The sequence below is a fragment of the Serratia proteamaculans genome (genome assembly GCF_004684015.1).
Classification (GTDB): Bacteria; Pseudomonadota; Gammaproteobacteria; order Enterobacterales; family Enterobacteriaceae; genus Serratia; species Serratia proteamaculans_F.
In genome coordinates, this window is the sequence record NZ_SRIA01000007.1 from 200,923 (window position 1) to 226,564 (window position 25,642).

Annotated in this window: 23 protein-coding genes and 1 other annotated feature; of the genes, 17 read left to right on the top strand and 6 right to left on the bottom strand. The window is 55.9% G+C overall.

The window, feature by feature from the left end:
* Positions 1 to 238: 238 nt before the first annotated feature.
* The 3 genes from E5C26_RS05680 to E5C26_RS05690 are packed head-to-tail and all read left to right on the top strand — an operon-like array spanning position 239 to position 2,710.
* Complete coding sequence (locus tag E5C26_RS05680; RefSeq protein ID WP_135315427.1) at positions 239 to 952, top strand: metal ABC transporter ATP-binding protein; 714 nt, start codon at positions 239 to 241, stop codon at positions 950 to 952.
* Complete coding sequence (locus E5C26_RS05685) at positions 949 to 1,806, top strand: metal ABC transporter permease (RefSeq protein WP_135315428.1); 858 nt, start codon at positions 949 to 951, stop codon at positions 1,804 to 1,806. The genes E5C26_RS05680 and E5C26_RS05685 overlap by 4 nt, the downstream gene beginning before the upstream one ends.
* A gap of 25 nt (positions 1,807 to 1,831) precedes the next feature.
* Positions 1,832 to 2,710: a metal ABC transporter substrate-binding protein gene (locus tag E5C26_RS05690; RefSeq protein ID WP_135315429.1), complete on the top strand. Its 879-nt coding sequence runs from the start codon at positions 1,832 to 1,834 to the stop codon at positions 2,708 to 2,710.
* A gap of 111 nt (positions 2,711 to 2,821) precedes the next feature.
* On the opposite strand, the gene ykgO is transcribed toward E5C26_RS05690, so the two are convergent.
* The 4 genes from ykgO to sdeX form a co-directional block, all read right to left on the bottom strand.
* Positions 2,822 to 2,962, bottom strand: a complete 141-nt coding sequence (gene ykgO, locus E5C26_RS05695) for a type B 50S ribosomal protein L36 (RefSeq protein WP_135315430.1) — start codon at positions 2,960 to 2,962, stop codon at positions 2,822 to 2,824.
* 12 nt (positions 2,963 to 2,974) lie between these two features.
* Positions 2,975 to 3,232, bottom strand: a complete 258-nt coding sequence (locus E5C26_RS05700; protein ID WP_135315431.1) for a type B 50S ribosomal protein L31 — start codon at positions 3,230 to 3,232, stop codon at positions 2,975 to 2,977.
* A gap of 327 nt (positions 3,233 to 3,559) precedes the next feature.
* On the bottom strand, positions 3,560 to 6,706 hold the full coding sequence (sdeY, locus tag E5C26_RS05705) for a multidrug efflux RND transporter permease subunit SdeY (RefSeq protein WP_135315432.1): 3,147 nt from the start codon (positions 6,704 to 6,706) through the stop codon (positions 3,560 to 3,562).
* A gap of 17 nt (positions 6,707 to 6,723) precedes the next feature.
* On the bottom strand, positions 6,724 to 7,911 hold the full coding sequence (gene sdeX / locus E5C26_RS05710; protein WP_135315433.1) for a multidrug efflux RND transporter periplasmic adaptor subunit SdeX: 1,188 nt from the start codon (positions 7,909 to 7,911) through the stop codon (positions 6,724 to 6,726).
* A 142-nt stretch (positions 7,912 to 8,053) separates the two neighbouring features.
* On the opposite strand from sdeX, the gene acrR reads away from it, so the two are divergent.
* The 3 genes from acrR (at position 8,054) to mscK (ending at position 12,594) form a co-directional block, all read left to right on the top strand.
* On the top strand, positions 8,054 to 8,737 hold the full coding sequence (gene acrR / locus E5C26_RS05715; RefSeq protein WP_135315434.1) for a multidrug efflux transporter transcriptional repressor AcrR: 684 nt from the start codon (positions 8,054 to 8,056) through the stop codon (positions 8,735 to 8,737).
* 10 nt (positions 8,738 to 8,747) lie between these two features.
* The gene (locus tag E5C26_RS05720; protein WP_012005568.1) at positions 8,748 to 9,101 is read left to right on the top strand and encodes a DsrE/DsrF/TusD sulfur relay family protein; all 354 of its coding nucleotides are present in this window, start codon (positions 8,748 to 8,750) and stop codon (positions 9,099 to 9,101) included.
* Positions 9,102 to 9,201: 100 nt separating this feature from the next.
* Entirely contained in the window at positions 9,202 to 12,594 is a 3,393-nt protein-coding gene (gene mscK / locus E5C26_RS05725) for a mechanosensitive channel MscK (protein WP_135315435.1), read from the top strand.
* Positions 12,595 to 12,783: 189 nt separating this feature from the next.
* Here mscK and rsmS read toward each other — a convergent pair whose 3' ends face one another.
* Complete coding sequence (gene rsmS / locus E5C26_RS05730; RefSeq protein ID WP_112347671.1) at positions 12,784 to 12,963, bottom strand: pleiotropic regulatory protein RsmS; 180 nt, start codon at positions 12,961 to 12,963, stop codon at positions 12,784 to 12,786.
* A gap of 106 nt (positions 12,964 to 13,069) precedes the next feature.
* Positions 13,070 to 13,606, bottom strand: coding sequence for a primosomal replication protein PriC (gene priC, locus E5C26_RS05735; RefSeq protein ID WP_135315436.1), 537 nt, complete (start codon positions 13,604 to 13,606; stop codon positions 13,070 to 13,072).
* 150 nt (positions 13,607 to 13,756) lie between these two features.
* Between priC and E5C26_RS05740 the strand changes: the two genes are divergently transcribed.
* The 11 genes from E5C26_RS05740 (at position 13,757) to hemH (ending at position 25,605) form a co-directional block, all read left to right on the top strand.
* On the top strand, positions 13,757 to 14,137 hold the full coding sequence (locus E5C26_RS05740) for a DUF454 family protein (protein WP_135315437.1): 381 nt from the start codon (positions 13,757 to 13,759) through the stop codon (positions 14,135 to 14,137).
* Positions 14,138 to 14,252: 115 nt separating this feature from the next.
* Positions 14,253 to 14,804, top strand: a complete 552-nt coding sequence (gene apt, locus E5C26_RS05745; RefSeq protein WP_135315438.1) for an adenine phosphoribosyltransferase — start codon at positions 14,253 to 14,255, stop codon at positions 14,802 to 14,804.
* Between the two features lie 83 nt (positions 14,805 to 14,887).
* Complete coding sequence (gene dnaX, locus E5C26_RS05750) at positions 14,888 to 16,840, top strand: DNA polymerase III subunit gamma/tau (RefSeq protein ID WP_135315439.1); 1,953 nt, start codon at positions 14,888 to 14,890, stop codon at positions 16,838 to 16,840.
* Positions 16,173 to 16,237 (top strand) — a sequence feature (DnaX frameshifting element). (Overlaps the previous gene by 65 nt.)
* A 41-nt stretch (positions 16,841 to 16,881) precedes the next feature.
* The gene (locus tag E5C26_RS05755; protein WP_012005575.1) at positions 16,882 to 17,211 is read left to right on the top strand and encodes a YbaB/EbfC family nucleoid-associated protein; all 330 of its coding nucleotides are present in this window, start codon (positions 16,882 to 16,884) and stop codon (positions 17,209 to 17,211) included.
* Positions 17,211 to 17,816: a recombination mediator RecR gene (gene recR, locus E5C26_RS05760; RefSeq protein ID WP_061806810.1), complete on the top strand. Its 606-nt coding sequence runs from the start codon at positions 17,211 to 17,213 to the stop codon at positions 17,814 to 17,816. The genes E5C26_RS05755 and recR overlap by 1 nt, the downstream gene beginning before the upstream one ends.
* Positions 17,817 to 17,951: 135 nt before the next feature.
* A complete protein-coding gene (gene htpG / locus E5C26_RS05765) occupies positions 17,952 to 19,817 on the top strand; it encodes a molecular chaperone HtpG (RefSeq protein WP_167796616.1) in 1,866 nt (621 codons plus the stop codon).
* A 203-nt stretch (positions 19,818 to 20,020) separates the two neighbouring features.
* Positions 20,021 to 20,665 carry an adenylate kinase gene (adk, locus tag E5C26_RS05770; protein WP_012005578.1) on the top strand — a complete coding sequence of 215 codons (645 nt, stop codon included), beginning with the start codon at positions 20,021 to 20,023 and terminating at the stop codon, positions 20,663 to 20,665.
* Positions 20,666 to 20,832: 167 nt separating this feature from the next.
* Positions 20,833 to 21,966, top strand: a complete 1,134-nt coding sequence (locus E5C26_RS05775) for a sugar diacid recognition domain-containing protein (protein WP_135315441.1) — start codon at positions 20,833 to 20,835, stop codon at positions 21,964 to 21,966.
* Positions 21,967 to 22,084: 118 nt separating this feature from the next.
* On the top strand, positions 22,085 to 23,350 hold the full coding sequence (locus E5C26_RS05780) for a GntP family permease (protein ID WP_135315442.1): 1,266 nt from the start codon (positions 22,085 to 22,087) through the stop codon (positions 23,348 to 23,350).
* A 9-nt stretch (positions 23,351 to 23,359) separates the two neighbouring features.
* A complete protein-coding gene (locus tag E5C26_RS05785) occupies positions 23,360 to 24,508 on the top strand; it encodes a glycerate kinase (protein WP_135315443.1) in 1,149 nt (382 codons plus the stop codon).
* Positions 24,509 to 24,642: 134 nt separating this feature from the next.
* Positions 24,643 to 25,605: a ferrochelatase gene (gene hemH / locus E5C26_RS05790; RefSeq protein WP_135315444.1), complete on the top strand. Its 963-nt coding sequence runs from the start codon at positions 24,643 to 24,645 to the stop codon at positions 25,603 to 25,605.
* Positions 25,606 to 25,642 lie beyond the last annotated feature (37 nt).

Below are 25,642 nucleotides of genomic sequence, written 5' to 3' on the forward strand. Positions count from 1 at the left end.
TACGTTCAGTTGCATTAATCGCAGCGTGGGGGGCTTGAGTCAGTGAAATGTTTGTGATGTTATAATATAACGATTAACTTTCCTTCCGTCTGGCCATGAAACTGACATCTACACCGCAAGATGGCGCTATGTCGTCCTTAAATTCATTGTTCACTGCCTCTGCCGGATTGCGCTGTGGCATCGCCATTTTGTTACTGGCCATACTCTGGGCAGGCATCTACTGGGCGGTGGCGCTGCCATGATTAGCCTTCAACAGGCTGTCGTGGGCTACGGCAGTACACCGCTTTTTCCGCCGCTCAGCGGTCACTTCACCGCTGGCTCTTTGACTGCCGTCGTCGGAGTAAACGGTGCCGGCAAGTCAACCCTGTTGAAAACGTTGGCCGGGCTTTTACCACTGCAAAGTGGGGGCCTGTCTTTCAGCGGAAATAAATTACCGCGCAGGGCTTATTTGCCTCAGCAGGCCGAGTTGGATCGCCAATTCCCCATAGTGGTCAGCGATCTGGTGGCGATGGGCTGTTGGCCGAAGATGGGGATGTTTGCCGGGCTGAATAAGCGCGCTGCACGGCAGATTGCCGAGGCTCTGGACACCGTTGGGATGACTTCGATGGCCCGCAGGCCGGTTGGTGAGCTTTCCGGTGGCCAATTACAGCGGGTGCTGTTTGCCCGCCTGCTGGTCCAGCAGGCGCCGCTGATTTTACTGGATGAACCTTTTACCGGTATCGACAGCGCCACTATCCAGCTATTGCTGCAAGTGATTGCTCAGTTGCATCGGCAGGGCAAGACGGTCATCGCGGTGCTGCATGACATGTCGATGGTGGCGAACCATTTCCCGCAGGCCTTGTTATTGACGCCACAGTGTTGCCACTGGGGGGCGGCCAATCGGGTGCTGGAACACATTCCTGCGTTGAATATTGCCAGTCTGCCGCTGTGTCAAATGGCGGTGGCGCAATGACGTTAGTTGATCTCCTTGTTGATCCTTTTGCCTCGTTCGGCTTTATGCGTCGTGCGCTGGTGGCTTGCTTTGCCCTGTCACTCAGTGCCGCACCTTTGGGCGTTTTCCTGCTGTTGCGGCGCATGAGTTTGGTCGGCGATGCGCTGTCCCATGCGGTATTGCCCGGTGCAGCAATAGGCTATCTGATTTCCGGTATGTCGATGGTGGCGATGGGCGTGGGTGGCTTTATTGCCGGGCTGGCGGTGGCCATGCTATCCGGGCTGGTCAGCCGCCGAACGCCGCTGAAAGAGGATGCCAGTTTCGCCGGCTTTTATCTGGGGTCGCTGGCGCTGGGTGTCACTTTAGTCTCGCTGCGTGGGTCCAGCGTCGATTTGCTGCATGTATTATTCGGTTCGATTCTGGCGGTGGATATTCATGCGATTGTGATGGTGGGGGCGATAGCCAGCTTTTCGCTGCTGGCATTGGCCGCACTGTACCGTGCCCTGGTGATTGAATCTTTCGATGCCACCTTTTTACGCGTCAGTGCACCGCGCTGGCTGGCGCTGATACATGGATTGTTCCTGGCGCTGGTGGTGGTCAATCTGGTCGCTGGTTTCCAGATCCTCGGCACATTGATGTCGGTCGGGCTGATGATGCTTCCCGCCGCCAGTGCACGCTTTTGGGCGCGTAATCTGCCGCATACGCTGGCGGTGGCTATGGGGATCGGCATGCTCTCAAGCCTTATCGGGCTGGAATGGTCGTACTACGCGTCATTGCCGGCAGGGCCGGCGATTGTGCTCAGCGCCAGCGTGATTTTCTTTGGATCAATTTTATTTGGGACGCGTGGGGGGATTTATTCCCTGGCGCGCCGTTGAGAAGTACCAAGTGCAAGGAGAAAGTATGAAACGTTTACCTATATCGCTGGCAGTGGCTGCTCTGCTGTCCAGCCCATTGGCCATGGCAAAGACAGTGGATGCCGTCGCCAGTTTTTCCATCCTCGGCGACATCGTCAAGCAGGTGGGGGGAGAACATGTCAATGTCTCTACGCTGGTGGGGCCGGACGGCGACCCGCACAGCTTCGAACCTGCACCGAAGGACAGCAAGCTGTTGTCACAGGCTGATGTGGTGTTCGTCAGTGGTCTGGGACTGGAAGGGTGGATCGATCGTCTGGTCAGTGCCTCGGGTTACAAAGGGCAGGTCATTACCGCATCGCAGGGGATCAACTCGCGTCAGATGAACGAAGACGGCAAAGAGATCACCGATCCCCATGCCTGGAACAGCATGAAAAATGGCGTGCAGTACGCCACCAACGTGATGAATGCGCTGATTGCCGCTGACCCTGAAGATGCCAACTATTTCCGTCAGCGTGGTGCAGAGTATATCCAACAGCTGCAGAAGCTCGACCTGTGGGCCAAAACGCAGTTTGCCGCAGTGCCGCAACAAAAACGCAAGGTGCTGACCAGCCATGATGCTTTTGGCTACTTTGGTCAAGAATATGGCGTCACCTTCCTTGCCCCGGTCGGTTTCTCTACCGAGGCTGAGGCGAGTGCCAGCGACGTGGCGAGCCTGATCAAACAGATCAAGCAGGAGAAGGTTAATGCCTACTTTATTGAGAACCAAACCGATCCGCGCCTGGTGAAGCAAATTGCCACCGCCACCGGTGCCAAGGCTGGGGGTGAACTGTATCCAGAGGCATTGTCCAAAGCTAATGGTCCAGCAGCCACTTACGTGCAGGCATTTAAGCACAATGTCGATACTCTACTCGGCAGCATGAAATAACGGATCCGCCCTGTCTGTCAGGCAGGGCATTTTGGGTGTTTCCGCTTTCTCCATAAAAAAAGCCCCGTTGAGCAGCAACGGGGCTTTGACAGACAGATGGTACTGCTTTACTTAGCGCTTTTTCTTACGTCCCTGTACCGCTTTGAAGCGGGGGTTGGTTTTACAGATCACATAGATACGACCTTTACGGCGCACGACCTTGCAATCCGGATGGCGATTCTTCGCCGAACGCAATGAACTCAAAACCTTCATGGTGATCCTCTGTTACTTATTGTCAGTAAAGAAGCGGCCAAAACGCTGCTGGAAGCGTGCGGTGCTGCCTTCTTTAGAGAACTCTTTCTGCTTGCCGGTGTAATACGGATGCGAAGCGGAAGAGATGTCGAGGGTGACATACGGCCAGCTTTCACCTTCAAGCTCAATGGTGCGATCGGTGTTAATGGTCGACCCCACCTTAAAGTAGGTATCGGCACTGACGTCGTGGAACACCACGGTACGGTAGTTTGGGTGGATGCCTGCTTTCATGATGCACTCCAATGTAATGTTATACTATAACAATAATTATGCGCCGCACGGCAGGGCGGATCAAGTACAAAATGCATCAGCCGATAAATTAATGAGAGTGGTTTGCATTAAGCCGATGAAGCCAAAGAAAAAGGCCGCATAAGCGGCCTAAGATGGCTGACGAAATTACTTGCGGTTAAAGCAACAACTTAAGAATCGCTATAACCAAAGGATGCTGTCTCCGGTTTACCCCAAACATCCGAAAACCACGTTTTTCGGGTGTTTGTCGTTAAGTTAAAGGCCGCATAAGCGGCCTTTGTATTCAGAGATTCGGGATCACTACTTTAATCAGTGATGATCAACCGGATGGCTGTGTTCTACATCGTCAGACTTCTTGCTGAAGCGGCGGCGAACCACCACGAAGAACACCGGAACGAAGAAGATGGCCAGCACGGTTGCGGTAATCATCCCGCCCATAACGCCGGTACCTACCGCGTTCTGTGCGCCGGAGCCTGCACCGCTGCTGATAACCAGCGGCAGAACCCCGAGGATGAATGCCAGAGAAGTCATCAGAATTGGACGCAGACGCATACGCACCGCTTCCAACGTGGCTTCTATCAGACCCTTGCCTTCTTTATCCATCAGGTCCTTGGCGAATTCCACAATCAATATGGCGTTCTTCGCCGACAGACCTATGGTGGTCAACAGCCCCACCTGGAAGTAAACGTCGTTGTTAAGGCCGCGCATGGTGGCCGCCAGCAACGCACCGATAACCCCCAGTGGCAGAACCAGCATGACCGAGAACGGAATTGACCAGCTCTCGTACAAAGCTGCCAGACACAGGAACACCACCAGAATCGAGATGGCATACAGTGCTGGAGCCTGGTTACCGGACAGACGTTCCTGATAGGACATACCGGTCCAGTCGTAACCAATGCCGCTCGGCAGCTTGGAGGCCAACTCTTCCATCAGGTTCATGGCTTCACCGGTACTCTTGCCTGGCGTTGCCTGACCCAAGATTTCCATGGAAGGCAGACCGTTATAACGCTCCAGACGTGGTGAACCGTATTCCCATTTCGCCGAGGCGAAGGCGGAGAACGGAACCATCTGGCCGCTGGTGCCGCGGACAAACCATTTATTGATATCTTCCGGCAACATACGGAACGGAGCATCAGCCTGCACGTACACTTTCTTCACACGACCGCGGTCAATAAAGTCGTTGACGTAAGACCCCCCCAACGCGGTGCTCAGCGTGCTGTTAATGGTGGTGATGCTAACGCCCAGTGCCTTGGCTTTTTCCTGGTCGATAATCAGCTTGAACTGCGGCGTATCTTCCAGACCGTTAGGGCGCATACCCACCAGCATGTCCGGATGTTTGGCAGCCATGCCCAACAACTGGTTACGTGCTTCGGTCAGTTTTTCATGCCCCAGGCCACCCTGGTCGATCAGCTGGAAGTCAAAACCGGTCGCGGTACCCAGTTCGATAATCGCCGGCAGGTTGAACGGGAATACCAGGCCGTCTTTGATTTGCGAGAACGCACCCATTGCCCGGCCAGCAATCGCCGGTACCTTATTTTCTTCGCCTTTACGTTCAGACCAGTCTTTCAGGCTGACGAACGACAGACCGTTGTTCTGGCCGTTACCGTTAAAGCCGAAGCCTGCAACGGTAAACACCGAAACCACGTTATCTTTTTCTTTGGTCAGGAAGTAGTCGGTGACTTCTTCCAATACCTTAGAGGTACGGGCTTCGGTCGCCCCTGCAGGCAACTGCACCATGGTCAGCAAAATACCCTGGTCTTCGTCCGGCAGGAACGAGGAAGGCAAGCGCAGGAACAACAGCGCCATGCCGACAACGATCAGCAGGTAGATCACCAGATAACGACCGGTGCTGCGCAGGATGTTGGCTACGCTGTCGGTATAGTGGTGGGTACTCTTTTCGAACATGCGGTTAAACCAGCCGAAGAAGCCGGTTTTAACCCCGTGGTCGCCTTTCGGTATCGGTTTGAGCATGGTGGCGCACAGCGCCGGCGTCAGAATCAATGCTACCAGTACCGACAGCGCCATCGCAGAAACGATGGTGATGGAGAACTGACGATAGATGGCACCGGTTGAGCCGCCAAAGAACGCCATTGGTATGAATACCGCCGACAGCACCATGGCAATACCGACCAACGCGCCCTGGATTTGTTCCATCGATTTCTTGGTGGCTTCTTTCGGCGGCAGTCCCTCTTCGGACATGACACGCTCGACGTTCTCGACCACCACGATGGCATCATCCACCAACAAGCCTATCGCCAGCACCATGCCGAACATCGTCAGGGTGTTTATCGAGAAGCCGAAGGCCGCCAGAATGGCAAAGGTCCCCAGCAACACCACCGGTACTGCAATGGTGGGGATCAAGGTTGCGCGGAAGTTTTGCAGGAACAAATACATCACCAGGAACACCAGGATGATGGCTTCGATCAGCGTTTTTACCACTTCGTGAATCGAGATTTTAACGAACGGCGTGGTGTCGTACGGATAAACTATTTTCATCCCCTGCGGGAAGAAAGGCTCCATTTTGGTCAGCGTGTCTTTCACCCCTTGCGCCGTGTTCAGGGCGTTGGCACCGGTGGCCAGTTTGATACCCAGACCCGCAGCAGGCTTGCCGTTATAACGTGCGGTCACGGCATAGCTTTCAGCTCCGCGCTCAATATGCGCCACGTCGCTCAGGCGAACCTGAGAACCGTCGGCATTCACCTTCAGCAGGATCTTGCCGAACTCTTCTGGAGAGGTCAGACGGGTCTGCGCAATGATGGAGGCGTTAAGCTGTTGACCCGGCACCGGTGGCAGACCACCCAATTGCCCTGCGGCAATCTGGTTGTTTTGCTCGGTGATGGCCGACGTTACGTCCGTAGTGGTCAGTTGGAAGTTATTGAGCTTGTTCGGATCGAGCCAGATACGCATTGCATACTGAGCACCGAACAGCTGCACTTCACCCACACCGGATGAACGGCTGATCGGGTCCTTGATGTTGGAGGCCACATAGTCCGCGATGTCATCCTGAGTCATGCTCGGATCGTCGGAAATGAAGCCGGCCACCATCAGGAAGCTGCTGCTGGACTTTTCAACTTTCAGACCCTGTTGCTGCACTTCTTGCGGCAGCAACGGCGTAGCCAATGACAGTTTGTTCTGCACCTGAACCTGCGCGATGTCAGGATCAGTACCAGAGTTAAACGTCAGTGTAATGGTCACGCTACCAGAGGAATCACTGGTGGAGGACATGTACATCAGATTATCGATACCGTTCATGTTCTGTTCGATAATCTGAGTCACGGTATCCTGCACCGTTTTTGCATCTGCGCCCGGATAGGTTGCGGAAATACTTACCGCTGGTGGTGCAATCGTTGGATACTGCGCAATGGGCAGTTTCATTATTGACAGCACACCCGCCAACATGACGATGATGGCGATTACCCAGGCGAAAATCGGGCGATCTATAAAGAACTTAGCCATGTCTTACCGGCTCCTTTTTATGACTTCTGCGCTTCAGACTGCGGCTGCTTTTGCGCCTGAGTGTCAACTTCCTGCACTTTTACCTGAGCACCTGGGCGAGCTTTCATCAGACCTGTGACAATCACGCGGTCGCCGGCTTTCAGGCCGTCGGTAACCAGCCATTTGTCGCCAATCGCCTGATCCGCTTTCAGTGTGCGCAATTCGACTTTATCGTCAGCGCCCACCACCATCGCGGTAGCTTCGCCACGCGGGTTACGCGTTACACCCTGTTGTGGCACCAGCAAGGCATCGCTGCGCACGCCTTCGTCCAAACGCGCGCGAACGAACATGCCCGGCAACAGCGTATCGTTCGGGTTCGGGAACACTGCACGAATGGTGATGGAACCGGTGGTTTCATCAACAGTGACGTCAGAGAATTCCAGCGAGCCTTCCTGAGCGTATTGCGTGCCATTCTCCAGCAGCAGTGTCACCTTGGCCTTGCCGTTTTCCTGTTTCAGCGCACCGCTGGCCAGTTCTTGTTTCAGGCGCAGGAAATCGTTGCTTGACTGAGTCACGTCGACGTACATCGGATCCAACTGCTGCACGGTGGAAAGCGCAGTAGTTTGGCCGTTGGTGACCAACGCACCTTCAGTCACGGCAGACTTGCCGATGCGACCGGAGATTGGTGAAGTCACTTTGGTGTAGGCCAGGTTGATGCGTGCGGTTTCCACTGCAGCTTTAGAGGCCACTACTGCGGCTTCTGCCTGTTGCAGGTTGGAAACGGCAGTATCGTAGTCCTGCTTACTGATATAGCTGGTACCCAGCAAGGGTTTATAGCGGTTTACCGTAACGCGCGCGATCGACGCGCTGGCCTGTGCTTTGGCCAGATCGCCTTTGGCGCTGTCATAGGTTGCCTGATAGGTAGCAGGATCGATCTGATACAGGGAAGTACCTGCCTTGATATCACTGCCTTCAACAAAGTTACGTTTCAGGATAATACCGCTGACCTGAGGGCGAACTTCGGCGATACGATACGCAGCGGTACGGCCAGGAAGATCGGTAGTCATATTGAGAGGCTCGGCCTTCAATGTCACTACACCCACTTCGGGAGCCGGTGGTTGGGCGCCTTGCTGTTGGGTTTCTTTATCGTTACATCCTGTAAGCATTAAGCTGCCTGAAAGCATCAGAACTGCCGCCAGAGGCGTTAACCCTCTGTTTTTGTTCATAGAAAAACCTCAAGTGTCCGATTTCAAAATGATCAATGGATCACAAGCTTTAAAACCCATTGCTGCGTTAATTATATGTGCGTGCTATGGTACATACATACGCGAATGTATGTAAATCACACTCCCCCGAAAAAACAACGTCATGGCACGAAAAACCAAACAGCAGGCGCTAGAAACTCGACAGCACATACTTGATGCTGCGGTGCAAGAATTTTCTGAACGTGGCGTTTCCGCAACGTCACTGACAGATATTGCCACTGCTGCCGGAGTTACCCGTGGTGCAATTTATTGGCACTTCAAGAACAAGGTAGACCTGTTTAACGAAGTTTGGGAATTATCAGAGTCAAAAATTGGTGATCTGGAACTAGAGTATCAGGCAAAGTTCCCTGAGAATCCACTGCGTATTTTACGAGAAATTCTGATTTACATTCTGACGGCTACGGTCGATGACAGCCGCCGACGAGCGCTGATGGAGATCGTTTTCCACAAGTGCGAATTTGTAGGTGAGATGATGCCGCTGCATGAAGCGCGTAAAGTCTTGTACCTGGCAGGTTATGAACGCATTGAGTCGGTGTTGCGTGACTGTATGGACCATGGTCAACTGCCGGTTGATTTGCACACCCGCCGCGCGGCCATTAGCCTGCATGCTTATATTACCGGCCTGATGGAGAATTGGCTGTTTATGCCGGAAAGCTTTGATCTGAAAGCCGAAGCGACGGCGCTGATTGACTCTTTCCTCGAAATGGCCAAATTCAGTCCTGCCTTACGAGTCAAGCCGGAAGAACTGGCGACGCAGCCATGCCGCGTTGAAATCCATCCTTTATAGGAGAAACACCATGTCATCCGTTGTATTGATTGCCAATGGCGCCGCCTATGGCCACGAATCCCTGTTTAACGCCCTGCGTCTGGCCATTACCCTGAAAGAGCAGCAAAGCGATCTCGACCTGAAACTGTTTCTGATGTCCGATGCGGTGGTGGCCGGGCTGGCAGGGCAGCAGCCGCGCGAAGGCTACCATTTGCAGCAGATGCTGGAAATTCTCACGGCGCAACAGGTACCGGTGAAGTTGTGCAAGACCTGTGCCGACGCGCGTGGCGTGAGCCAACTGCCGCTGGCGGACGGGGTCGAGATCGGGACTCTGGTGGAGTTGGCGCAGTGGACACTGGCGGCCGGGAAAGTACTGACGTTCTAATCCTGCGACATCTGTTCATCACCAGCAATGCTTTTCTTATTCTTTGGCTCTCTGCTGTCGTGATAACCTTTACGCTTCCTTATTGATTCGAAGCCAAATCATGTATCGCAGGTTAGCTAAAGGTTCTGTTCTGACGTTCCCCTCGTTTTTGAGTGCGGGTCTTTCCCGCACCCTTGCTCTGTTTTTACTGATCGTGGTTTGTGCGGTCTGCCAACCTGCGGCTTATGCGACGCTCAATGGCGATCTGCCATCACGTGGCGAAATCCAAAGCCAGCTTGAAGCGCTGAACAAGCAAAAGACGCTGACCCCGATCAATAAACTCACTCAGCAAGATTTAACCCGCACGCTTGAGCTGCTCGATGCCATTGACCGCACCAAACAAGATGGCGCTCAGCTTAAACAGCAGTTGCAGTTGGCGCCGGGAAAATTGCGTCAGGTCGTCGCCGATCTCGATGCACTGAAGACGCCAGTCGACAGCGCGGCCGCCAGGGCCGAATTGCTGCCGCTTTCGCTGCGCCAGTTAGAAACCCGCCTTTATCAGACGCTTGACGATCTGCAGACCGCGCAGGAAAACCTGTCGACCTATAACAGTCAATTGGTTTCACTGCAGACCCAGCCGGAGCGGGTGCAGAGCAGTATGTATACCGCTTCACAGCGCCTGCAGGAGATCCGCAACCAGATCAACGATCAGACGCCGGGCCAAAACTCACTGCGCGACAGCCAGTTAGTGATGTTGGCAACCGAACAGACGTTGCTCAATGCGCAAATTGATTTGCAGCGTAAAAGCCTGGAAGCCAATACCACCCTGCAGGATTTGCTGCAGAAACAGCGCGATTACACCACCGGGCACATTGATGCGCTGGATCATAACGTGCAATTGCTGCAAGAGGTGGTTAACAGCAAGCGCCTGACGCTGTCGGAAAAAACCGCCAAAGAGGCGCAGAACCCGGAAGACGCGACGGATATTCAGCACAATCAACTGGTGAGCAAAGAACTGGACGTCAATCGTCAGCTCAGCCAGCGGCTGATTGCCGCCACCGAAGAGAGCAATGTGTTGTTCCAGCAAAATATCCGGGTGAAAAACTGGCTCGATCGTGGCCTACAGGCGGAGCGCAATCTAAAGGAACAAATCCAGGTGCTGAAAGGCAGTCTGGTGCTGTCGCGCATTCTGTATCAGCAGCAGCAAAGTCTGCCGCAGGGCACGCTGGTGGCGGACATGGGAACGCGCATCGCCGATCTGCGTCTGGAGCAGTTTGATATCAACCAGCAGCGTGACGACCTGTTCAAAGGCGACGATTACATCACCAAGCTGGTTGCCGGCAGTAAAGAAAAAGCCAGTGCGGACGTGCTGGACGCTTTAAACGAAATCGTCGATATGCGCCGTGAGCTGCTGGATCAGTTGAACAAACAACTGAGCAATCAGTTGGCGCAATCTATCAGCCTGCAGATCAACCAGCAGCAGTTGACCAGCGTAAACAGTTCGCTGCGGGATACGCTGACCCAGCAGATTTTCTGGGTTAACAGTAACAAACCGATCGATCTGGCCTGGTTGAAAGCCCTGCCGGGGGCGGTCAGAGATCAGCTTGCCACCCTCGATTTTAAATTAGACCTTGGAAAAATAGTGCAGGGTGGTTTGAATTCACTGGTGGTGCTGATCCCGTTGCTGATGTTGCTCGGCCTGTTGCGCTGGCGCTACAAGTTGATCGACAAGCACTTGCAAAAACTGGCCAACGATGTCGGCCAGTTAAAGCGTGATGGTCAATTGCACACGCCCAAGGCCATCTTACTGACCTTGCTGAAAGTATTACCCGGCTCGGCGTTGCTGCTTGGCGCCGGTTTCTGGTGTTATCGTGCGGAAATCGGCCTCAGTGATTTTCTTTGGGCGCTGTCGCAGCAGTTGGCGCTGTTTTGGCTGATTTTCGGTTTCACCTACCGCATGTTGGCTGTGGGAGGTATTTGCGAACGGCACTTCAATTTTGCCGTTGAGCTTTGTGCGCATTACCGCCGTCAGACGGTGCGTTTGAGTCTGGCGCTGCTGCCGCTGATCTTCTGGTCGGTACTGGGTGAGAAAGCGCCGCTGCGGCTGGTGGAAGACGTGATAGGTCAGGTGGTGGTGATGCTGACTCTGGCGCTACTGGCCGTCCTGGTGTTCCCGTTGTGCCGTGACAGCTGGCGCGAGAAAGGCTCGCACGCGGTGCGGCTGGTGATTGTTACCGCCATTGCGGCCACGCCGTTAATCCTGCTTGGGCTGATGTTTGCCGGTTATTTCTACACCACGCTGCGGTTGGCCGGCCGCTGGATCGACAGTCTGTACCTGTTTTTCCTGTGGAATATTGTTTATCTGACCGCGATCCGTGGGTTGAGCGTCGCGGCGCGCCGTCTGGCCTATCGCCGTGCGTTGGCCCGTCGCCAAAGCCTGACGAAAGAGAAAGAGGGGGCCGAAGGGCTGGAGCCGGTTGAAGAACCGCCTTTGGCACTCGATCAAATCAACCAGCAGTCGCTGCGGCTGACTACCATGGCGCTGTTTATTATCTTCGCCAGCGCCTTTTATGCCATTTGGTCCGATCTGGTGACGGTGATCTCGTATCTGGACAGCATCACGCTATGGCATTACACCGCCACCGTTGCCGGCAGCAGCGTGGCGCAGGCGGTAACGCTGGGTAATATGATGGTGGCAGTGGCCGCGGTGATCGTCGCCTACGTCATGACGCGCAACTTGCCTGGGCTACTGGAAGTGGTGGTGTTGTCGCGGCTGCAGTTGCGGCAGGGGACCTCTTATGCCGTCACCACCATACTGACCTATCTGATCACCACCGTGGGCGCAGTGACCGCTCTCGGGTCGCTGGGCGTATCCTGGGATAAGCTGCAGTGGCTGGCGGCCGGTTTGACCGTCGGGTTGGGCTTCGGTTTGCAGGAGATTTTCGCCAACTTTGTCTCCGGCCTGATTATCCTGTTTGAACGGCCGATCCGTATCGGCGATACCATTACTATCGGTAGTTTCTCAGGCTCGGTCAGCAAAATTCGCATTCGTGCCACTACTATCACCGATTTTGACCGCAAAGAAGTGATCATCCCGAACAAGGCGTTTGTCACCGAGCGGTTGATCAACTGGTCGCTGTCAGACACCATCACCCGCGTATTAATCAAGGTTGGCGTAGCCTACGGGTCTGATCTGGACAAGGTGAAAGCGGTGCTGTTGCAGGCGGCGCGTGATAACCCGCGGGTGATGACCGATCCCGAGCCGCAGGTGTTCTTCCTTAATTTCGGCGCCAGCACGCTGGACCATGAACTGCGCCTTTACGTGCGTGAATTGCGTGACCGCAGCTATACCGTTGACGAACTGAACCGCTCGATCGAACGCCTGTGCCGCGAGAACGATATCAATATCGCCTTCAACCAGCTTGAGGTGTATTTGCACAATCAGCAGGGCAACGAGGTGCAGGAAGTGAAACGGACTTTATCGCCGGATGAAGGCGGTACGTCGGCAGGATAGTGGGATGGGGATCAAGGGTTCAGCGCAGGCTGTAAACCCTCCAGACTGCTGACAAACCTCATTCCTGCACAGAGCGAGTAGAGTTCGATAAATAAAAAATTAGGAAAATCAATTTATTGATTTTCGGCTGATCACCACAAAGTAGGAAAAACCACGTTTTTTCCTGCTTTGTCGGCAACCTAAACCCTTTTACTGGTCGACGGGCAGGTAAGGGGAGGTGACACCGTTGCGTTGCAATTTTTCCTGATAGTCCCGTTTGACAATATCCAGCGCCGCCAGCGCGGTAGCCGGATCGATCTCATTACATTCCAGCAGATAAATCAGATCTACCGCCAGTTGCAATTCTGCTGAGGCATTTTCCAGAGACATAAAACCCACGTTTAAATTGAGATGAATAAGTGATGCTTCGCTTCGGCTGAGTATAGTGAACAAGATCCGCGGAGGGGAATAATCATTAAAATATTGTGATAAATCTTCAAAAACCGTTTTCTTTACGTTCGATACTGCGCTCAATCCTTGCCAGCGCCTGACGGCAACGCATCAATCGACCTTCCAGCGCCGCCAGCTCATGCTGCAATTTTTGTTGTGCCGCCAGCGTGGTCTGCCTGCCCAACAGGCTTTCCCGATCCTGGATCATCGAAATGATCCGGCGCTCATAATCCTGATGCTCAGCCAGCTTATGGTACAAATCGGCTGCTGCGACTTCCTTGGGCTGATTTTTCCGGCGCAGTGCCTGGGTGGCCAATTCGCGTTGCAGGGCGGTAATCTGCGCCACCAGTCTCTCGGCCAAAAAGGCCACCTGGGTGGTGCGGCTGTCGTTGGCGGCGGTCTGCAACTGGGCGAAGTTCTTTTGTACTTCAGTCAGGTAATCGCGCAGCCGGGTGCCGCGATTGGAAAATAACGCAGCGTCAAAGCGTGCCTGAGGGATAGGTGCGTCGCCTTGCGGTGTGATTTCGCCGGCTAACACCGTAATCTGTTGTTCTAACACTTGTAAGAGACGCTGAGTGCTCACGTTGGCTCCATGATGATGATAGTGGGCTCAGCTTGCCCGCGTTCACGCCGCGAAACAAGCGCTGTGCGCATATTCCGGCCGTTGCGACTGGTGGCGCAGGTGATGCCGATGATAAAGTAACGTCAGACAGATTGATGGACAAGGACCCCCATGACGCGTTGGTTATTGATAATCCTCGGTTGGCTGGCGGTGGTACTGGCGACGCTGGGCGTGGTATTGCCGCTGCTGCCCACCACGCCCTTTCTGCTGTTGGCCGCCTGGTGCTTTGCCCGTTCGTCGCCGCGATTTCACGCCTGGTTGCTGTACCGTTCATGGTTTGGCTCCTATCTGCGCCACTGGCAACAGCACCGCGCCTTGCCGCCAGGGGCCAAATGGAAGGCCGTATTGATGATTGTACTGACGTTTGCGGTTTCGCTGTGGTTGGTGAAGCTTTGGTGGGTGCGTGGCTTACTGTTAGTGATGCTGGCCATTTTGCTGATCTTTATGTTGCGGCTGCCGGTTGTTGACCTGCCGCAACAAAAACAGCGCTGATCGCACACCGCCGGTTGCATTTGTCCGCCAGTTTGCATAAATTTGAGCGTTTTCGTGTGCGGGTTACAGATGACCTGCGCGCAAGTCATTCAGGCAGTTTTATCAGGCAACAATTATGACCGCTACTGCGCAGCAGCTTCAGTTTATTAAAGACAGTATCAAAACCATTCCGGATTACCCTAAGCCGGGCATACTGTTCCGTGACGTCACCAGCCTGCTGGAAAACCCGCTGGCCTATGCCGCCAGCATTGAATTGCTGGTTGAGCGTTTCCGCGAAGCGGGCGTCACCAAAGTGGTTGGCACCGAAGCGCGCGGCTTCCTGTTTGGCGCCCCGGTTGCGTTGGCGCTGGGCGTGGGTTTTGTACCGGTGCGTAAACCGGGCAAACTGCCGCGTGCCACCCTCAGCGAAAGCTATGAGCTGGAATACGGCACCGACAAGTTGGAAATCCACACCGATGCTATCAGCGCCGGTGATAAAGTGCTGGTGGTGGACGATCTGCTGGCCACTGGCGGCACCATCGAAGCCACCGCAAAACTGATCCGCCGTCTGGGTGGTGAAGTGACAGACGCCGCTTTCATTATCAATCTGCCGGATCTCGGCGGTGAAGCGCGTTTAAACTCCCTGGGTATTGAATGCTACAGCCTGGTCAACTTCTCCGGCCACTGATCTGCATTACCACAACGGCCTCGCGGATCGCCGCGGGGCTGTGTTAGCATGACCCTCCAGATTACTCGACTTTTCCGGTATTAATGAGCTATCAGGTTCTAGCCCGTAAGTGGCGCCCTCAAACGTTTGCAGATGTTGTCGGACAGGAACATGTCCTGACGGCACTGGCTAACGGCCTCTCGCTGGGGCGGATCCATCACGCCTATCTGTTCTCGGGTACGCGCGGCGTGGGTAAAACCACCATTGCGCGCCTGCTGGCCAAAGGCCTGAACTGTGAAACCGGCATCACCGCCACGCCGTGCGGTCAATGTGATAACTGCCGCGAGATTGAGCAGGGGCGTTTTGTCGATCTGATTGAGATTGACGCCGCGTCCAGAACCAAGGTGGAAGATACCCGCGATTTGCTGGATAACGTCCAGTACGCCCCCGCCCGTGGCCGCTTCAAGGTTTACCTGATTGACGAAGTGCACATGCTCTCGCGCCACAGCTTCAATGCGCTGTTGAAAACGCTGGAAGAGCCGCCTTCGCACGTCAAATTCCTGTTGGCAACCACCGACCCGCAAAAGTTGCCGGTAACCATTTTGTCACGCTGTCTGCAATTTCATCTGAAGGCGCTGGACGTCGATCAGATCCGCAGTCAGTTGGAAACGGTGCTGCAGGCAGAACAGATCACCAGCGATCAGCGTGCGTTGCAGCTATTGGCGCGTGCCGCCGATGGCAGCATGCGTGATGCACTGAGCCTCACTGACCAGGCGATTGCCATGGGACAGGGGCAGGTGACCACGGCCACCGTCAGCCAAATGCTCGGTACGCTTGACGATGAACAACCGCTGGCAATTCTCGAAGCGCTGGTCAGTGCCGATGGCGAAAAGGTGATGGCGCAGGTCGCGCAGGCTGCTTCGCGCGGTGTCGATTGGGAAAATCTGCTGATCGAGACGCTGGCGTTGCTGCACCGTATTGCGATGGTGCAGTTGCTGCCGTCGGTGTTGGATAATCATTACGCCGCCATTGAACAGCGGCTGCGTGAGCTGGCGCGCACCTTGCCGCCGACTGACGTACAACTCTATTACCAAACGCTGTTGGTTGGCCGCAAAGAGCTGGCCTTTGCGCCGGATCGCCGCATGGGGGTTGAAATGACCCTGCTGCGCGCGCTGGCGTTTCACCCGAAAGCGGTGATCCCGGAGCCGGTAGCCCTGGTGCAAACCGCACCAGTGCAGATGGCGCAGCCACAGGCTCAGGTGGCTCAGCCGCCACAATTTCAGGACGCACCGCCGCCGTTAGGGCAGGTTGCGCCGCAGAACCATCAGCAAGCGAATTTACCGGATGCCACCGCGCAATTATTAAAGGCGCGTACCCAACTGCTGAGGCAGCAGGGAGCATCCACAACAAAAAAGAGTGAACCGGCGGCGCCTGGAAAAGCGCGGCCGGCGAACTCGGCACTGGAGCGGTTGGCTTCCGTGACTGAGCGCAGCCAGCAGCGCCAGGCGGAAAAGCTCGTACAGGAAAAACCGGCCAAGCCGGAGGCTTACCGCTGGCGCGCACTGACCGAGCCGGAGGCCGAACCAGAGCCGCTGGCTACGCCGAAAGCGTTGCGCACCGCGCTCGAGCATGAGAAAACGCCCGAGCTGTCGGCCAAACTGGTGGTTGAATCGCTGGAACGCGACGCCTGGGCGGCGGAAATCGATAAGCTTAAAATTCCAAAACTGGTGCAGCAACTGGCATTAAACGCGGTTAAACAACAGTTGGAACCCGGTAAGATTTGTCTTCACCTGCGGTCGTCGCAGCGCCATCTGAATTCGCCTTCGGCGCAGAAGGTACTGACCGATGCGCTCAGCGAGCTGTACGGCAGCCCGGTTGAGTTGACCGTGGTGGAAGACGATAATCCGGCGGAGCGGACTCCGCTGGAGTGGCGACAAGCCATTTATGAAGAAAAACTGGCGCAGGCGCGCCAGTCGATCGTTGCGGATACCAATATCCAGACCCTGCGCCGTTTCTTCGACGCGGACCTGGATGAAGAGAGTATTCGCCCCATTTAAACGCTGCGTAAAGTGCGCGGCCCTAGCGACGAGAGACGACTATGTTTGGTAAAGGCGGTCTGGGCAACCTGATGAAGCAAGCCCAGCAAATGCAAGAAAAAATGCAGCAGATGCAGGAAGAAGTCGCCAAATTGGAAGTGACTGGCGAATCCGGTGCCGGCCTGGTGAAAGTCACCATCAATGGCGCGCACAACTGCCGTCGTGTGGAGATCGATCCGAGCCTGATGGAAGACGATAAAGATATGCTGGAAGACCTGATCGCTGCGGCGATCAACGACGCCGCACGTCGTATCGACGAAACCCAGAAAGAGAAGATGGCGTCTGTGTCCAATGGCATGCAACTGCCACCTGGCTTTAAGATGCCGTTCTGATGCAAACCAGCCCGCTCCTTGAAACACTGATGGAGGCATTGCGTTGCCTGCCGGGCGTTGGCCCGAAGTCGGCGCAGCGCATGGCATTCCAACTGTTGCAGCGCGATCGCAGCGGTGGCATGCGTTTGGCGCAGGCGCTTACCCGCGCCATGTCGGAAATCGGTCACTGTGCCGATTGCCGCACCTTCACCGAGCAGGATATCTGCACCATTTGCGCCAATCCGCGCCGTCAACAAAACGGCCAGATCTGCGTGGTGGAAAGTCCGGCTGATATTCACGCCATCGAGCAGACCGGCCAGTTCGCCGGGCGCTACTTTGTGTTGATGGGCCACCTGTCGCCGATGGACGGCATTGGCCCAGGGGATATCGGTCTGGATCGGCTGGAGCAACGGCTGGAAAAAGAAAGCATTACCGAAGTGATCCTGGCCACCAACCCAACGGTGGAAGGCGAGGCAACCGCCAACTACATCGCCGAGATGTGCGGGCAGTATGGCGTAGTGGCCAGCCGCATTGCCCACGGCGTGCCGGTGGGTGGCGAACTGGAGATGGTCGACGGCACCACGCTGTCGCATTCCCTGGCCGGTCGCCACGTGATCAAATTCTGATGCTGAGCGGGGCCATCGCGGCCCCGTTACTTTCCAAAAAAATTCCCACCACTCGCTTGAAAAACAACACCCTGACCCCCACTTGATCCTCATTGTCCGATTTTGGTAGCTATATCTTTGAGGTAATCAATGAGTATGAAAGGTCAAGAAACCCGTGGTTTCCAGTCTGAAGTAAAACAACTGCTTCATTTGATGATTCATTCGCTGTACTCCAATAAAGAAATTTTCCTGCGCGAGCTGATCTCCAACGCCTCAGACGCCGCCGACAAGCTGCGTTTCCGCGCGCTGTCCGCGCCTGAGCTGTATGAAGGCGACGGCGAGCTGCGTGTGCGTCTTTCCTTCGATAAAGACCAGCGTACGCTGACCATTGCCGACAACGGCATTGGCATGAGCCGCGAAGAAGTGATTGAAAACCTCGGGACCATCGCAAAATCAGGGACCAAAGCCTTCCTGGAATCTATCGGTTCCGATCAGGCCAAAGACAGCCAACTGATCGGCCAGTTCGGCGTGGGCTTCTACTCCGCGTTCATTGTGGCGGATAAAGTCACCGTGCGTACCCGTGCTGCCGGCGCAGCTGCCGATCAGGGCGTGTTCTGGGAGTCTCTCGGCGAAGGCGATTACACCATTGCCGATGTCGAAAAAGAAGATCGCGGTACTGAAATTACCCTGCATCTGCGCGAAGGCGAAGATGAATATCTCGACGCCTGGCGTCTGCGTTCGGTGATCGGCAAATACTCCGACCACATCGCACTGCCGGTTGAGATTGAAACCAAAAACGAAGAAGACGGCACCGTTACCTGGGAAAAAATCAACAAGGCGCAGGCCCTGTGGACCCGCAGCAAGGCTGACGTCACCGACGAAGAATACAAAGAGTTCTACAAACACATTGCTCACGACTTTACCGATCCGCTGAGCTGGAGCCACAACCGGGTGGAAGGCAAGCAGGAATACACCAGCCTGCTGTATATCCCAGCCCAGGCCCCGTGGGATATGTGGAACCGCGATCACAAGCACGGTCTGAAGCTGTACGTACAGCGCGTATTCATCATGGACGACGCTGAGCAGTTCATGCCGAACTACCTGCGTTTCGTGCGTGGTCTGATAGATTCCAACGATCTGCCGCTGAACGTCTCGCGTGAAATTCTGCAAGACAGCCGTGTGACGCAAAACCTGCGCGGCGCGCTGACCAAGCGTGTGCTGCAGATGCTGGAAAAACTGGCCAAAGACGACGCGGAAGGCTACCAGAAGTTCTGGCAGCAGTTCGGTCTGGTGTTGAAAGAAGGCCCGGCGGAAGACGCGAACAACAAAGAAACCATCGCCAAGCTGCTGCGTTTCGCCTCTACCCAGAGTGACAGCTCGGCGCAGACCGTTTCGCTGGAAGAATACGTTGGCCGCATGGCCGAAGGGCAGGAGAAGATTTATTACATCACTGCCGACAGCTATGCCGCCGCCAAGAGCAGCCCGCACCTGGAGTTGTTCCGTAAGAAAGGCATCGAAGTGTTGCTGCTTTCCGACCGTATCGATGAATGGATGATGAGCTACCTGACCGAGTTTGACGGCAAGCCGTTCCAGTCGGTCAGCAAGGCAGACGACGCGCTGGACAAGTTGGCGGATGAAACCGAAGAGCAGAAGGCCGCTGAGAAGCAGCTGGAGCCGTTTGTTGACCGCGTGAAGACCCTGTTGGGCGAGCGTGTGAAGGATGTGCGCCTGACGCACCGCCTGACCGATACGCCGGCCATCGTCATCACCGACGCCGATGAAATGAGCACCCAGATGGCAAAACTGTTTGCCGCTGCGGGCCAGGAAGCGCCGGCCGTGAAATACATTTTCGAACTGAACCCGGAGCATGCGCTGGTCAAACGCGCATCCGATGTGGGCGATAACGAACAATTCGCCGAATGGATTGACCTGTTATTGGATCAGGCGCTGCTGGCAGAACGTGGCACGCTGGAAGACCCAAATCAGTTTATCCGCCGCATGAATAAGCTGTTGTCCGCATAATTGTCACTTTATACGCCTCTGACCTAAAGGTTGGAGGCGTTTTTTTTTGCTTTTCTCACTGATTTTCAGCGTTTTATCCTCTTTCTTGCCCTTTCTGCTCCGCAATCGATTTCCTCGCGTACCTTGAGCCAGCCCCCCCTGAAATGGTATGGTTGAGCGTTTTCGCAATTTTATAAAAACTACATAGCAAGGGGATTTACGCAATGCGTATCATTCTGCTGGGCGCTCCGGGCGCTGGTAAAGGTACTCAGGCTCAATTCATCATGGAGAAATACGGTATTCCGCAAATCTCTACGGGTGATATGTTGCGCGCAGCCGTGAAGGCCGGCAGTGAACTGGGCAAGCAGGCGAAAGAAATCATGGATGCCGGCAAGCTGGTGACCGATGAACTGGTTATTGCACTGGTTAAAGAACGCATCACCCAGGAAGACTGCCGTAACGGCTTCCTGCTGGACGGTTTCCCACGCACTATTCCACAGGCTGACGCGATGAAAGAAGCCGGCATCAACGTGGATTACGTGCTGGAATTCGACGTGCCGGACGAACTGATCGTTGATCGCATCGTTGGCCGCCGCGTGCATGCGCCATCTGGCCGCGTGTACCACGTTAAATTCAATCCGCCGAAGGTGGAAGGCAAAGACGACGCGACCGGCGAAGACCTGACGACCCGTAAAGACGATCAGGAAGAAACCGTGCGTAAACGTCTGGTTGAATACCACCAGATGACGGCACCGTTGATTTCCTACTACAGCAAAGAAGCTGCAGCAGGCAACACCCAATACCGTAAAATCGACGGCACCCGTAAAGTGACCGAAGTGAGCGCTGAACTGGCGACCATCCTCGGCTGATCGGTTTTTCATTGCGGTGTATAGCGCCAGGCCTAACGGTCTGGCGTTTTTTTTCGCCATTTTCCAGCTGAACTGTGATCGCCGTGGCTTGTTGCGTCAGTGCGCTTTAATCACCCACGATAAATGGCGTATAACTGCCTCCATGACAACCCACGGGGACTCTCCTGATGCTCAGAACCACCAATTTGCTGGCCGAATCCACCGCGCGCCAGATAGTGCAGCGGGCGATGGGCATCATCAACCATTCCGTCAACGTGATGGACAGCAACGGTGTCATCATCGCCTCCGGTAATCCCTCACGCCTGTTCCAGCGCCACGAGGGCGCGGTATTGGCGCTAACCGAGAACCGGGTGGTGGAAATCGATGCGGTGACCGCCGCGCATCTCAAAGGTGTACAGCCAGGTATTAACCTGCCCTTTAGCTTTCGCAGTGAACAGGTGGGGGTGATCGGCATTTCCGGCGAGCCCACTCAGGTGCGTGCCTATGCCGAACTGGTGAAAATGGCGGCTGAACTGATGGTGGAGCAGGCGGCATTGCTCAGCCAAAACCAGTGGGAAAAGCGTTATCGCGAGGAACTGGCGAATCAGTTACTGCAGCCGCAACCGGCATCGGCCTCGCTGGAGGCGATGGCTGCTTACCTGGGCCTGGATCTGCAACTGCCGCGTATCGTCTGGATCCTGGCGTTACAGGATCCCCAGCCGAATTTGTTGCGTGAACTGTTGGCGGAGCTGGAACACACCCAGCGTGAAGCGCTGCTCGCCATCACTGGCCTTAACGAAATGGTCCTGCTGCGGCCCGCCAGCCTGGTGCAGGGTGAATGGAGTTTGAAACAGGAACGCAAGCAGGCACAACAGTTGCAAAGCCAGCTCCAGTCGCGTTTCAATCTGCGTTTGATTATCGGTGGCTTCTTTAGCGGTGAGGCGGGGTTACATCGTTCAAACCTGACCGCCCGCGCCACGCAGGCGATGGCGCAGCGGTTGAAACTGCGCCACAAGACGCTGTTCTACCAAGATTATCCGCTGCCGTCCTTGCTGTGCGATTTGGGTGACGACTGGCGTGCGCAGGAGCTTTCACGCCCCTGGCAGGTACTGGGTGCCAGCGATGAAAAAGGCGTACTGCGCAGTACCCTGCGGCACTATTTTTCGCGGAATTGTGATCAGACGCAGACCGCCGCCGAGCTGCATATTCACGTCAATACCCTGCGCTATCGCCTGCAGCGCATCGAGGCGATTACCGGATTTAAAATCAACCAGTTAACGGATGCTTTGCAGCTATATATCGGCATGCTGATGCACGACTGAGTTGTGTAAAACCACAATTTTCCGGCGCGCCACCCGGCGGGTTTTTGTGGCTTCCTCTCACGCTAATGTTCGACGCTCAGGATATGTTTTCCCCACACCAACAACGGGGAAAACAATAATGATAACGGTATCCACATTGGGGGCGCTGGTGGCATTGGTCGTCGCTATCGTTCTGATTTTACGCAAGGTTCCGCCAGCCTACGGCATGATTGCCGGTGCGCTGGCCGGTGGGCTGTGTGGCGGCGCCGATCTGGTACAGACCGTGACGCTGATGATCACCGGGGCTCAAGGCATCACCAACGCCGTGATGCGCATTCTGGCTGCGGGGGTATTGGCCGGGGTGTTGATTGAGTCCGGAGCGGCACACACCATTGCTGAAACCATTGTCCGCAAGGTCGGGGAAACCCGTGCGCTGCTGGCGCTGGCGATAGCTACACTGATCCTGACGGCGGTTGGGGTATTTATCGACGTGGCGGTGATCACCGTAGCGCCGATCGCGCTCTCCATCGCCCAGAAGGCCGGGATCTCGCGCGGTGCCATCCTGTTGGCGATGATCGGTGGCGGCAAGGCCGGTAACGTCATGTCACCCAACCCGAACACCATTGCGGCCGCCGATAACTTCCACGTGCCCCTGACCTCGGTGATGATGGCCGGCATCGTGCCTGGCCTGTGTGGGCTGGTGGTGGCCTATCTGCTGGCCCGGCGTTTGAGCAACAAGGGTGACAAGGTGATGGCAGAGGAGCTGACGCAGCATGCTGAAGGCTCTCGCCCAGGTTTTGCGGCGGCGATCAGCGCACCGTTGGTTGCCATAGTGCTGTTGTCGCTGCGGCCGATCGCCGGTATCGCTGTCGATCCGCTGATTGCGTTACCGGCCGGCGGATTGGTGGGGGCGTTATTGATGGGCCGTATTCGCCAGTGTAATCAATTTATGGTTTCCGGCCTGAGCCGCATGGCACCGGTGGCCATTATGCTGCTCGGCACGGGGACGCTGGCGGGCATTATCGCCAACTCGGCGCTGAAAGACGCGTTGATTAACGGATTGACCCACTCCGGCATGCCGGCCTGGCTGTTGGCTCCGCTTTCCGGGGCGCTGATGTCGATGGCGACCGCTTCCACCACCGCCGGTACCGCTGTGGCATCCGGCGTATTCAGCAGCACCTTGCTGGAACTGGGCATCAGTGGGCTGGCAGGGGCGGCGATGATCCATGCCGGTGCCACGGTACTGGATCACCTGCCACACGGCAGTTTCTTCCACGCTACCGGCGGCAGCGTCAATATGGTGGTTCATCAACGGCTGAAGTTACTGCCGTATGAAACCCTGATCGGCTTTACCATCGCGGCCGTCTCGGCGTTGATGTTTGGCGTATTTAATCTGGCGGGATAAGGAATACTGATGAAAACGCTGAAAAAAGTGGTTATTGCCCCGGACTCGTTTAAAGAGAGCCTGAGTGCGATGGAGGTGGCCGAGGCCATCGAACGCGGATTCCGCCAGATTTACCCGCAGGTGCAGTATGTAAAATTGCCGATGGCGGACGGCGGCGAAGGCACGGTGGATTCGATGGTGGCGGCCACCGGCGGAGAAATTGTCAGGGTTGAGGTTACCGGCCCACTGGGCCAGCCGGTATCCGCCTTTTACGGCTTGCTGGGAGAGGGGGAAACGGCCGTTATCGAGATGGCGGCGGCTTCCGGCCTGCATTTGGCACCTAACGGGCAGCGCGATCCGCGCATTACCACCAGTTACGGTACTGGCGAACTGATCCTGGCGGCGCTGGAGCGCGGCGTGAAGGCGATTATTCTGGGTATCGGTGGTAGCGCCACCAACGACGGCGGGGCCGGTATGATGCAGGCGCTGGGGGCCAGGCTGTTGGATGATCAACAACAACCGCTGCCGCCGGGCGGGGCGGCGCTGGCCCGGTTGGCGCAAATTGATCTTTCAGGGGTAGACCCACGTCTGCAGCAGGTGAGCGTAACGGCTGCCTGTGACGTGGATAACCCTTTATGTGGCCCTCATGGGGCTTCGGCGGTGTTTGGCCCGCAGAAGGGGGCCACGCCGGAGATGGTGGCGCAGTTGGACGCGGCACTAAACCATTTTGGCCGTTTGCTGCAGCAGGCCACCGGCCGTGAGGTGCTCAACGCACCGGGTGCCGGTGCCGCGGGTGGAATGGGGGCGGCCCTGCTTGGCATGCTCGATGCCCGTTTACGGCCGGGCATTGAGATCGTGATTGAAACTTTGCGGCTGGAAGAGGCGCTTCGCGACGCCTGTCTGGTGATCACCGGAGAGGGGCGACTGGACAGCCAGTCGATCCACGGCAAAACGCCGATTGGTGTGGCAAGGGTGGCCAAACACTATGGCTTGCCGGTGATCGGCATCGCCGGCAGCCTGTCGAAAGATTATCAGGTGGTGCATCAGCATGGCATTGACGCCGCTTTTTCGGTGCTTGACCGTGTCGTCACGCTGGAAGAAGCCCTGACGGACGCGGCCACCAACCTGGAGGTCACGGCCCGCAATGTGGCGGCAGTCTGGCAGCTGGCGCAATCCTGAGGTTCATACCCTTTACCTGTTGCTGATATCGGTTCCGATGAGGCGCTTTTCCGTTACAATGGGCGCCATTAATTGACGTTAACCCCCTGACCCAGAACGGGGGGTTAGCTTGCAAGGAACCAAGGGGAACTGTGATGAAGCAAGAGAAACACGGAGTATTGCTGGTGAACCTGGGCACGCCGGATGCTCCGACCTCGTCGGCGGTAAAACGCTATCTAAAGGAATTCCTCAGTGACGACCGCGTGGTGGATACGGCCCCTCTGATTTGGTGGCCGATCCTCAACGGCGCCATCTTGCCGATCCGTTCACCGCGGGTCGCCAGGTTGTATCAGTCGGTATGGATGGACGAAGGTTCTCCGTTGCTGGTTTACAGCCGCCGTCAGCAGCGTGCGCTGGCCGCACGTATGCCCAACACGCCGGTCGAACTGGGTATGAGCTACGGCTCCCCAAGCCTGGCCGAAGCGATTGACAAGCTGCTGGCGCAAGGGGTGACCAATCTGGTGGTGTTGCCGCTGTACCCGCAATACTCCTGCTCGACCAGCGCCGCGGTGTGGGACGGGGTGGCCCGTGTACTGAAGGGGTATCGCCGTCTGCCGTCAGTCAGCTTTATTCGCGACTATGCCGAGCACCCGGCCTATATTGCCGCGTTGCGTCAGAGCGTTGAGCGGTCGTTTGCCGAACATGGTCAACCGGATAGACTGGTCTTGTCGTTCCACGGCATTCCCAAGCGTTATGTGCGTCTCGGTGATGACTACTCGCAGCGCTGCGAAGATACGCTACGGGCTTTGACCGACACCCTGCCACTGGCAGCGGATCGGGTCATGTTGACCTACCAGTCGCGCTTTGGCCGTGAGCCCTGGCTGACGCCTTATACTGACGAAACCCTCAAAGGCCTGCCGGCTCAGGGCGTTAAGCATATTCAGCTGATCTGCCCCGGTTTCTCGGCGGACTGCCTGGAAACGCTGGAGGAGATCAAGGAGCAGAACCGCGAGATCTTCCTTAAGGCCGGTGGTGAGAAGTTTGAGTACATTTCGGCGCTCAACGACGAGCCGGCGCACATTGATATGATGCAGCAACTGGTGGCACAGCGCCTCTGATCCTCAGAACGCAAAATGGTGACAGCCATCATCAATC